At 39.9% G+C, this 11258-nt stretch carries 7 protein-coding genes and 2 pseudogenes; 3 read left to right on the top strand and 6 right to left on the bottom strand.

Features of this window, described 5'->3' with window-relative positions; genetic code table 11:
• Positions 1–254: 254 nt before the first annotated feature.
• From ATG66_RS14075 to ATG66_RS14095, 5 genes are read right to left on the bottom strand one after another with little or no spacing between them, the layout of a single operon-like run.
• Positions 255–1619: a site-specific integrase gene (locus ATG66_RS14075; protein ID WP_143699703.1), complete on the bottom strand. Its 1365-nt coding sequence runs from the start codon at positions 1617–1619 to the stop codon at positions 255–257.
• On the bottom strand, positions 1603–3807 hold the full coding sequence (locus ATG66_RS14080; RefSeq protein WP_098415855.1) for an AAA family ATPase: 2205 nt from the start codon (positions 3805–3807) through the stop codon (positions 1603–1605). The genes ATG66_RS14075 and ATG66_RS14080 overlap by 17 nt, the downstream gene beginning before the upstream one ends.
• Positions 3808–3809: 2 nt before the next feature.
• A complete protein-coding gene (locus ATG66_RS14085; RefSeq protein WP_098415856.1) occupies positions 3810–4217 on the bottom strand; it encodes a hypothetical protein in 408 nt (135 codons plus the stop codon).
• Positions 4210–4797 (bottom strand): hypothetical protein, encoded by a 588-nt coding sequence (locus ATG66_RS14090; RefSeq protein ID WP_098415857.1) that lies wholly within the window; start codon positions 4795–4797, stop codon positions 4210–4212. The genes ATG66_RS14085 and ATG66_RS14090 overlap by 8 nt, the downstream gene beginning before the upstream one ends.
• Positions 4790–6163, bottom strand: a complete 1374-nt coding sequence (locus ATG66_RS14095) for a site-specific integrase (protein ID WP_098415858.1) — start codon at positions 6161–6163, stop codon at positions 4790–4792. The genes ATG66_RS14090 and ATG66_RS14095 overlap by 8 nt, the downstream gene beginning before the upstream one ends.
• A gap of 89 nt (positions 6164–6252) precedes the next feature.
• On the opposite strand from ATG66_RS14095, the gene tnpC reads away from it, so the two are divergent.
• Both tnpC and ATG66_RS14105 read left to right on the top strand, forming a co-directional pair.
• A protein-coding gene (gene tnpC, locus ATG66_RS14100) for an IS66 family transposase (protein WP_098414497.1) occupies positions 6253–7679 on the top strand; the annotation gives its coding sequence in 2 pieces (ribosomal slippage) (positions 6253–6445 and positions 6445–7679; 1428 coding nt in all).
• Positions 7680–7894: 215 nt separating this feature from the next.
• Entirely contained in the window at positions 7895–9085 is a 1191-nt protein-coding gene (locus ATG66_RS14105; RefSeq protein WP_098415812.1) for an amino acid aminotransferase, read from the top strand.
• Positions 9086–9152: 67 nt separating this feature from the next.
• On the opposite strand, the pseudogene ATG66_RS14110 reads toward ATG66_RS14105, so the two are convergent.
• Positions 9153–9792: pseudogene (locus ATG66_RS14110) on the bottom strand (outer membrane beta-barrel protein).
• Positions 9793–10011: 219 nt separating this feature from the next.
• Here ATG66_RS14110 and ATG66_RS14115 point away from each other — a divergent pair.
• A pseudogene (locus ATG66_RS14115) lies at positions 10012–11258 on the top strand (DUF294 nucleotidyltransferase-like domain-containing protein); the annotation flags it as partial.

Genomic DNA, 11258 nt, shown 5'->3' on the forward strand with positions numbered 1-11258 from the left:
AACATTGGAAAAGGTTTACATATTGGCTGCCCACTTAGACTGCTCAATACACGATCTCTTACCTTCTGAAGATCCAAATCATATTGAGGAAATGATTAAAGTAGACGATGTACACCAATAAATAAGTATAATCAATAACTTAATCAACGCACCAATTTCCTTGCCAAAAGAGAAGTTAACTAGCGTTACATGAGCAAGTTACAACCGTCAGAAAAGAAGCTTTATTAGCAGGTGTTTTTTCATATAACGTTCTCTTAAAAAAAGTCTATATCTAAATGAGGATTATTCTTTAACAATTCCAGCTTGCTCTCAACCTCTTGGTGCTCTCTTTGCTGTTTGGCTCGGTAAGCAACTTCAACTTTTTCCGCTTCATGCTTTTTCTGTTCAAACGCTTTAGATTCACGAAGCCTAGCCGAGACTAGATAAGCTTCTTGTGATGCAAGACTATTATGCCCGAGCTTGTTTTTCAAATGAACTTTAGCAGCTCGCATTGCTCTACTTGGATCTTTATCACCAATTTGGAGTTGCTTTTCATACTCATCTTCAAACTCACTAGACGCGAATAAGTGCCTGAGTGCATGTATAACTTTCCCTTTTTTCCAGCCCAATTTACGGCAGTATTTCGATATAGCTTGTGTCATATACCTCTTCGTCATTCTGCAACCATCAGTAGTATTAACAAAGAGTGCGCCATCCCAACTAGCCAATAATTCTTTTGATTCCAAATAAGGCTTCAACGAATGGTTAATGTAAGATTGAATTTGTAAAAGCAGTGAATAATCAAGATCGAATGACTTACCATATCCGAACTTTTGCTTTTTAGGAGTGATGGGAGCAGTGCCGTCAGACTCAGCTTGATGGATAACATTGTCAGTAAAATCTGAAGCATTTAAGCTATTCAAACTGATTCGTCTGAATGCACTATGTCTAGCAATATTTACAAGCAGTTTGTCTCTATTTTTAACAAATGAAGATTTCGCTGTTTCATCAATACATTCTAACAATTCGAAATATTCAGCATCAGTAGGTATATCTTGAGGGTTGAGGGTTGACGATGCATTCGCAATCTTGAATAGTAGAGGATAGAATTTTAGCTCTTTGTCTTTATTAGAGCTATCGAGCCTTGTTCCCTCATGGTTAAACATCCCTGATTTAATTCTATGGTCATCTGTACAGCCAATCAAAAAAGGCCTAGCCACTCGATCTAATTCATAGTACTTTGCGATAAACTTGTATATATATGTTAAATAAACATTAACGCTTCGTTTCGCTTTATATTCATTAGCCTTGCCACTTTTACTCTTTATGGCTTTCACTAACATTATACCTCGATATAGTTCCAACACCTTGTCATTACATCTTGCTAGAGGTATATCATTCTCCATTAAATAGGATAAAAACCGCTTAATTTCATAAATCCAATTTCGGTCATGACTTGATGAATCAATTGAAACTCCATCTGGAAACAGAGCAAGCACTGTAAACGTAACATCACGTATCACCCGATGATCTTCACCATAAAAAATGGGATAATCGCGGCCTGATTTCCTAGAGTAAATAACCCGAATACATGAGTTCGAAGATAATGTAGAAGAGTTATTTTTAATGATGTTTAGCAAAAGCAACTCCTGTCAATCGTTTTAAAGCCTGTGTTTCAGTCTTTATTCCATTTCTAAAAACTTCCTCATCTCCCAGTAGATAACATGCATGTTTAGCACGAGTAATAGCTGTATATATCCAAGAATTATCAACCAAATATGTGGAGTTAGCGACAATAATAGTTGTGTGAAATTGACTTCCTTGACTTTTATGCGCAGTAACAGCGTAAGCAAGGCTTATTTTTTGTGTATAAAATTCGGTTTCAGTTAAGTACACATCATCTTCAATATCTTCAAATTTAATCTTTATCGCATACTTGACCACTTCTCCTGAAACCCCATAGAATTTACCTTGAGGGTATACTTCTAAAACTGTTCCAACAACGCCATTAGTCAAATTCTTCTCATAATTATTTTCATTAAATACAACTTTATCTCCAGCCACAAACATCGTCTTATCAGGCTGATAAATCGCTTTCGTAACGTAATCATCACCAGAAATTGGATTAAGCATATTCTGAACTTCCTTGTTTAGCTCTGCTACCGTGGCTTTCGTGTCAGCAATCAACTGCAAATCATAATTAATCGAGTCACCAATTCTAGAATGAATGGCTACATAGAGTTTCGCTGCATTAGTAATCGTGCTTTGTAAATCAGAATCATGCTTGAAACTAACCCCCTCAAACATAATTTTTTTCATCGGCTCAAACTCAGGTACTTCGTAATCCAAGATTTTTTGAGCCATATCAGGAATACCCGCTGTTAGTTTCTGCCGCTGAGTAACAGTCAGTTTAGCTTGCGGTATCCAATTTTGTTTCACCAAAAGTTGGAAAACTAAACCAGCTCCTATAGGCGGGAGCTGTCGATTATCACCTACCATGATTAAGTTGATGTTGTTTGGTATACTCGACAACAAAGAATACATGGTCGGTAGATCTATCATACTAGATTCATCGACTATGATAATGGCTCCTTGATAGTGGCTAGTTCGACCAAAGCGAGTTGTCTCACTAACAAATTTACAAATGGTCTGTGAGTTCCTCCCTGTGGCTTCTCGCATGCGTAACGCGGCCTTACCAGTCGGTGCTAACAAAACAACTTCCCGTTCAGTGTCTCTGTATTGCTCGATAATAGCTTCAATAACAGTTGTCTTCCCTGTTCCAGCGCCACCTTGAATAATACTCACAGGATTAATCACAGAGTTTTTTATCGCATTTATCTGGTTCGCGTGTAATGGAAAACCAGAATAGTGTTGATAATACTCAAGTTTTTCTTCCGAAAATGTACGAGGAAACAAACGAGTTCTTGCAATTTCATTTAGCCGAAGTTCAACGTAAGACTCCATAATAAATGCACCTGTAGATTGTACGAGGCCATTTTCATGTACATAGAATGCATCTTGGCTATCTGTGATTGTATCGATACCGTATTTAGTTTTCTGTCGTAATTTTGTGTCAAGATCATTAGCAGACATTGCTGTATTCCCACCTTCTTGGTAGCTTCGGTACAAAATATCTTCAGCGCAAGCCACTAACCTTCTTTGGTCATTTTTACAGATATTCCAGTTTGTCTGCACAAAAGTGTCTAGCTTTTCAAAAGGCAGAAAAGCACTTAAGTAGTAAGGGTCACGTTCTAAAATTTCTCTACAATTATCACCCCATGCACTAATACATTTTTTGGAAAGAGCATAAGGAAACTGCTTTTCAACTAAGTAGTTGATTGTCCTTAGTTCCTGATCATATTTCTTCCATGCAGCGATTAAAGTGATAATTTTTGTTGGATGGATACCTGTATCGGACATAATTTGTTCAACATCTTGCCTATTTAGTATGCCGATTAGTTTATTTCCGTACGTACTTACGAGTTTCTGTGCCGAGGCAATGCCGACACCAGGAATATTTCTGTCCCGAGCAATCCATTCTTTAACAAGATTACTGCTGCTATTTATTGTTTTACGATTTACTTCAACAGTATAAAGCTGATCACCAAATTGCATGCTGTACTTGAACTCACCTTTAAGTTTAAGGTGTTCGCCGACAACTATGGGTGGACCAAGTAGCAGTCCATAATCGATAACAGCGGAAATTTTTGAATTATCATTAAGACGAAGTCTTAAAATATACGAATCGTCGTGACTAAATGGAATCGATTCAACAGTACCTTCGCATTGTTCAAGTTCTCCTGTAGCAACAAAAAGCTTTTGTTTCATCACTATTCCTCAGATTCTGGTTTTTGTCGGATGAACTTACCTGTTTTGATTAAGTGAGAGTGACTGATTTCTGCACGGCGGTATTCATCTAACTTAGCTTCTGATAATGCTAACTTTTTCGTAAGTGAATCAACCAACTTACGCAACTGGCTAATTGTATGACTGTTATCATCACCAATTCTTCTCTGATGTAACTTTTTACTATTTCCTTGTGCAATCTTTACTGCAAGTTGATTTAGTTGTTCTTTTATATCTTCATTTTGTAAAGCTGCTTCACCCAAACCAAGTTCAAGTACCAGCTTGCGCTTATTTAAGCGTCCTTGGTAAAGGGGGAATGTATCATTCTGTTCTATGTATTGACGTAGTGTTTGAGCATTTTCTTTGCCGCGTTCTACATTTGTCTTAGCCATTCGGCACCTCCTTCAAAGAACGAAAACGCCCAAGTGTGTCGTTGAGTCTCTTGATCTCCTTATCTTTTGCTGTGATCTTCGCTTCAAAGAAGATTTCAATATCACGTATTTGCTCCATGATATCTGAAATTTGTCCTTTTAATTCTGATTGTTCTAGTATCAAGTCAGCTATTTCATCATTTTGAACTTTAATTAATTTATTTTGGTTTGCAATTTTTTCCTCTAAAGCTTTCTTTCCTGACTTAGTAAATATCGATAATTGGTCTTCAAATTTTAATTTCAGCTTTTTCAATTCTGACTCTAATTGAGTTAGAGTGAAGTCATTAGATGATGTGTTAAAAAAATTTTTAAATGTAGTATCATTGGTTGAACTAATTTGATAATTTACGTCTTTCCATCGCCTAAAGGCATCCTTCGTTACGGGTATACGATATAAACGAGGAACGCCTTTAATATAAAGCTCATTTCCATCGGCATCTTTTTTAATGGGGATACCATTAGAAGACCAGTTCTTTATCAAATTTATTTTGTTAACAATATTTTCACGAGCATGCTCTTCTCGGCAATTGACTTTACACAATGTTTGACTCCTGTTCATATAGTTCAATAATTCGATCTAATTCACTGACACTCTGTTTAATTTGTTTGATTTCTAGAAGCGTTTTTCCACCTCCAAAAACCTCATTTAAGTCAAAGCTATCGTCTAACTCTTCATTTAATCGGTCACGTTCAACTTTCAGATTCTCAATATGTTGCGTCTGTACGTCATGAAATGCACAGCCTTTACATAAGGTGGCTTCCGCATGCTGTCTCTCAATATCGCCAGTAGTCTTATTAACGCAATTACCATCAGAATAATTGGCAATTTTTTCCGAATTGGTACAATTAGCATGATAGAATACTTCGACTGAATACCCTTTATTTTTAAGATTAACTGCAATATCTTCTGCTGCTTTCTCCTGAACGTCTTTCGTCAGTTCTTTAAACTCTACATCACTGTATAGTTTTTTAAACATCGCTCGACATGTTGCTTGAAAGCCGCCATGAGACTTTTCTTCAAGCGCTTTACTGACTAGGTCACGTAGTTTACTATCACGAGCATCATTAAAAATTTTTCGAAATTGGCTATCGTCCATATCGGAACGAGAAGGGAGCATTTTAACTGGAATGGTATTTCTCATATCTTTAGCAATCGATCTAGAGTCTGCATCTGTGACATAAATTTCGGTCGTTTCAATTGAACCGTGTCCGTAATGCTTTGACAATGCTAAGAGGTAAGGATTATCAAATTGATAAAAGTAAGCAACAGCAAAATAACGACGTAATTGCTTAGGGGTTGGTATTTTGATGCCTTCTTCCAAAGCTAATGCCCTTAGAGGATTATGCTGCATTGTTGATCCAGCATATTCAATTGCGAGGCTAGTATTAGCAGAGTCTACACTAGCTAATTTAGGGGAAAATAATGGCGTATTTGGTTCATAATTTACTGCTACTCTTTCATTTACTTCATCTAGTAAATTCAGTAAATGACCAACAAACGGTCCCACGACTGCTTTCTCTCGGTTTGTAATTTCCTTTCCCTCCTTCTGTATATATCTATATATTTCAGTCAGGTTAAAAATGGTATCTAACTTAAAATTTTCACTCTTAATGCCAATATTTTTATTAACAATTTCCTCTAACCGCCATCCTGTATAGATAAGCGATAAATTAGCAATAGCAGCTATGAAAATCTTGTATGCTTCTCCAAGAGAAATTAAGTCATTTCCGAATTTATTAGTAGCCTTTTCTTTTGTCGATTCTCTCAATTGACGATAACCAACAATAGCGAGTTGCCTTTTACCTATTTGAACGAAGTTCTGTCCAAAAATCACCTCTTCAAGAGCACTTTGTCTCTTACATTTACCCAGCTCAGGAGCGAGAATTATATTCTTGTAAGTGTTCACCAAACCCTATTGACATAAAAACTGTGACCTCTAGCACTTGATCCCACTTTAGGTATTGAGTGATCATTTTTGAGCTTCATCATAGTTATATGACTAGAAAAAAAGCTCCTAAATACCAAGACGCACCACCTAAAGTCTCTGATCTGAATGAGGCTAAGGTGCTTATTGATGAGCTGTGGGAGCAGCTCAGGCACTATGAAGATAAGCTTACCACTAGCTCCAAAAACTCTTCAAAATCGCCCTCATCAGACAGTCCTAAAGATCGCCATGAGCGAAAAAAGATGAAAGCTCTGGTGGTCGCAATTCGAGAGGAGCTAAAAAAGGCCACACAGGGCATCAACGAAAACTTTCCCCGTTAAAAGACACGGATATCATTATTGATTGCTTCCCTGATAGTTGTCCTTGTTGCGAACAGTCTGACATTGATGTTCATGACGGCCCTTACTACCGACACCAAGTCTTTGATATTCCCAAGCCCACTGTCGATATCACCGAATACCGTTTATTTTCAGGTCAATGTCGGCACTGCAAAGAAGCCGTCAAGGCTCAAAAGCCTGACGATGCATCACAAGGGATTATAGGGCCTAACTTATTAAGTTACATTGGGGTTCTTGCGGGGCAATATCACCTCAGTGTTCGAAAAATCCAATCTCTTCTCAAAGAACAGCTTGGCACAACCTTTTCAGTTGGCGCGATCAGCGAAGCTCAAACGAAAGTCGCTTCAATGCTAACGCCATTACATCAAGCGATAAAACAAGCATTAAAGAAAGCGCCTTTGATTCATGCTGACGAGACCTCTCATCACAGAAATGATGAACAAAGCCTTCGCTGGTGTTGGTTAGTGGCAAGTGATGACCTTGTCTATGAGCAAATACTTTATTCGCGCTCGACCTCATCAGCGAAAAAGGTCATTGATGAAGACTATGCAGGCATTGTGGTCAGCGACCAGTGCCCTAGCTATAACTGGATAGCCGCAGACCGTCATCAGTTATGTTGGGCACATGTGAAGCGTAACCTTCAGCAAATGGCGGATTATAGTGGCGGTGGCCACACCGCTTATATTGGCAGACATCTTTGTTTGCTGACGAACGCCATTTTCCATACTCGGCATCGTTATGAACAAGATGAGTTAAATTATGCGCTATACTTACGAAGAATGCGTAGGTTGCAGAAATCGTTCGATCATTGGTTGAGCAAAGGGACTGATGTCATGGTCAAGCGATATCGGGGGCGATGCAAGTTACTGCTCAAACATAGAGAGAGCTTGTGGGTTTTCCTCAAGATAGTGTCAATCCCCTTAACCAATAATGAAGCTGAGCGATGTATTAGAGGTTTTGTAATCCAAAGGAAAATCAGCTTCGGAACGACCTCGGATGCAGGCGATAAATTCCGCAGTAGGATACATACCCTCATCGAAACCTGCAAAAAACGTGGCTTGTCGGCAATGTCAGTGTTGAGTGAGATCATCACGGCTGTTGTGGCGAAGAGACCGTACCCCAACATCTTTGATCTATAGGCTGTTCCCCCCGTTAATATCGAGTCAAGTTACCTTGGTGAACGATTACTTTTATTCCTTGCCTAGCTGACGTTTTCATAGCAAAACTCTAATTATGTTAGATTTTCGTTTCAAATCGCAATTTTTTCAGGTTTTCTTTTCATGAACGGTTGTAACGAATATGGCTGAAAGGTATAAATATCACCAGACCCCTTCGATTAACATGGATGAAGATTATGTTTGAAAAAGTAGTTGCCGCTCCGGCTGACCCTATTCTTGGCCTGACTGAAGAGTTTAAAAAAGATACTCGTGCTGAGAAAATTAACCTTGGCGTAGGAATTTACAAAAACGAGCAAGGTGAAACACCAGTTCTTACGACTGTCAAAAAAGCTGAAGCAGCACTCATCGAGACTGAAACAACCAAATCTTACCTCACTATTGAAGGGACAGCAGAATACGGTTTAGCCGTGCAAAAACTGTTGTTCGGTTCGGATGCTGACATTGTTGCAGAAAAGCGTGCAAAAACGGCACAAGCACCCGGTGGTACTGGCGCACTACGCGTTGCTGGTGAATTCATTAAACGTCAGCTTGGCGACGTAAAAATCTGGATCAGCAACCCAACATGGGCGAACCACAATGGCGTATTCGCTGCGGCAGGTATCGAAACTGCACAATACAGCTACTACAATGCAGAAAGCAAAGATAAAGACTTTGATGCGATGCTAAGCGATTTACAAGCGGCAACGGAAGGCGACATCGTGCTTCTGCATGGCTGCTGTCATAACCCTACAGGCATCGACCCAACAGCCGAAGAATGGGAAGCACTGGCCAAGTTGGTAGCCGAGAAGAACCTTCTACCTCTGTTCGACTTTGCATACCAAGGTTTCGCTAAAGGCGTAGAAGAAGACGCTGCAGGTCTGCGTATTTTTGCTAAGTACAATAAAGAGATCCTCGTAGCGAGCTCATTCTCAAAGAACTTCGGTTTGTACAATGAGCGTGTCGGCGCATTTACGCTTGTAGCAGAGTCAGAAGAAGTGGCAACAACGGCTTTCTCACAAGTAAAAGCGATCATTCGTTCTATCTACTCTAACCCACCAGCGCACGGTAGCGCAGTTGTGACTCACATTCTAAACAACCCAGCACTACGTGCAGAATGGGAAGCAGAAGTCGCAGAGATGCGTGATCGTATTCAAGAGATGCGTGAGCTATTTGTTGCGACACTTAAGTCAGAAGGCGTAGACGCAGACTTTAGCTTTATTGAGCGTCAAAATGGCATGTTCTCGTTCTCTGGGTTATCAAAAGAACAAGTTAATCTCCTTAAAGATGAGTTCGCAATCTATATTGTCGGCTCAGGTCGTATTAGCGTTGCTGGCATGACTAAATCAAATATGGGCCCACTATGTAAAGGGATTGCAGCAGTTCTTTAAGTGACGTAAACCCATTATCAGAAGAAGCAAAAGGTCAGCATGTGCTGACCTTTTTATTTATCTTGACTTAATAAATGAACTTTAAACTCAAACCCACTTCATTAATGTAGTCCGAGCTTTCGCCGCTGTAATCAGTGTCTCGAAATTGGTAAAAAAGCCCACTGCCGATAACGTCGTGCCACTGATAATTAAACCGATCTTGACGTTATTTTCGTCGACGATATCACTTCGATTTACTTCCACTTCTGCCGTTGCGATGAGCTTCTCACTCAACAAGTAGTTGACACCTACAGTAACAGCCTGGAGCAGTTCACTATCGGAAGATAACGTATTATCTGTTTTATCATTGGTTGCTTTGGCTTTGATTGCACCGACCCCGTATGTACCGTAGATATCGAATAGCGGAGTAATACCTTGACGATACCACCACCAACTAACAAACGGTCAATTCGGAGTGTAAAATCATCCGGATGAAAAAACTGTGCCGAATAATCAACATTAAACAACCAATTATTGGTAAATAAATAGTTGCCGCCAAAATTAACTGTGGTCGCGTTAGAGTTATCTAACCATTCTTCGTTTGTGGTGCCTGCACCGACATCAAGATGAAGGTGCTCGTAACCAAATTTTTCACCTTGATCTACAGCTGAAGCGCTACTCACTACAGGTAAGACTGAAAGTAGCCCAAACACTAAACTTCTCACCATTCAACTTCCTTTTATGAGAGTTATCTAAACTTATGAGAACTATCTAAACACGATATGATGCTAAGACTTGAGAGTCTACATAGTAGTTGAAGTGCTGATTTCTTGCCGTGCGGTATGTCAGAATCTTACGACTGAGTATGAAAAACAAGGATCGAATAAGACTCTGTTTTAAAACTAAGTTAAGATTGCTTTATTATTTGCGAACCAAAAGGCACCTTGATGGATGCAGAACTTCTCGAGATATATAACTTTCTCGCCAAGTACCCCCGTTCAATGAACTCCCAGAAGAAACACTGAACAAAGTGACTGAAAGCGTCGAAATATCGTACTATCGACAAGACACACCTATCATCATTTTGGTGATTATATTCAGGATCTTTATGTGGTAAGGAGCGGTGTTGTAGAAGTTTATCGACGTAAAGGGGAGCTCTACAACCGTCTTGATGAGGTGACCTATTTGGCCAGATGGGCATGCTAACTAATAACAAAGTTCGTTTTCCGGTCAAAGCCATTGAAGACTCTTTGCTCTATTGTATCCCGGGTGATGTATTCCAAGAAATTTACGATTCTTTGACTCATTCGCAGACTTTGTTGAAGTAGAAAACAGCGCACGCTTACGACTTGCTATTTCAGAAAACAAAGATGCGAACGACCTTACCACATCGAAAGTGAAAACATTGCTAACTGGCGATGTACATACCATCGATCGCGGTCAAACGATACAACAAGCCGCTCAATTAATGGCAAATGATAACGTATCTGCCCTGCTCATCGTAGAACCTGACTTTGTTCGTGATGAAGACGACCCTCAGTCCCCTGTACTAGGTATTATTACCGACCGTGATTTGTGTACACGCGTGTTGGCAGAAGGGCTATCACCGCAAGACGACGTGTCAAGTGTGATGACGACCGAGGTAATGTCTCTCGACCACAATGCCTACATCTATGAGGCGATGCTGACCATGTTGCGCTACAACGTGCATCACCTTCCGGTGGTCAAAAATCAACTACCGATTGGCATTATCGAAACAACGGACATCGTCCGTTACGAATCGCAAAACTCATTGTTATTGGTGAGCAGCATTTTCCAACAACAAACCATTGAGATTTAGCCGTGGTTGCTGAAGAGGTAAGCAGTAGCTTCGTGCGCCTGGTCAATGAAGATGCCAACTCTCACATGGTCGGCAGTGCAATGTCAGTGATTGGACGAAGCTTCAAACAGCGTTTATTGGAAATGGCCGAAGAAGCGCTTGGTCCCCCTCCTATCCGTACTGCTTCCTCGCCCTTGGCTCTATGGGACGAGATGAGCAACTGTTGGTCACAGACCAAGACAACGCCATCATCCTTGATGATACTTATCAAGAAGAAAAGCACGGTAAATATTTTGAAGCATTAGCAAAATACGTCAGTGACGGGCTAGATGCTTGTGGATACAAATATTGTACTGGCGATATTATGGCGACAAA

The sequence above is a fragment of the Vibrio sp. ES.051 genome (assembly GCF_002563795.1).
In the GTDB taxonomy this organism is placed as follows: domain Bacteria; phylum Pseudomonadota; class Gammaproteobacteria; order Enterobacterales; family Vibrionaceae; genus Vibrio.

Coding starts and splice junctions, on each gene's coding strand:
- ATG66_RS14080 (WP_098415855.1), bottom strand. CDS start 3,807: ATGAAACAAAAGCTTTTTGTTGCTACAGGAGAACTTGAACAATGCGAA.
- ATG66_RS14085 (WP_098415856.1), bottom strand. CDS start 4,217: ATGGCTAAGACAAATGTAGAACGCGGCAAAGAAAATGCTCAAACACTA.
- ATG66_RS14105 (WP_098415812.1), top strand. CDS start 7,895: ATGTTTGAAAAAGTAGTTGCCGCTCCGGCTGACCCTATTCTTGGCCTG.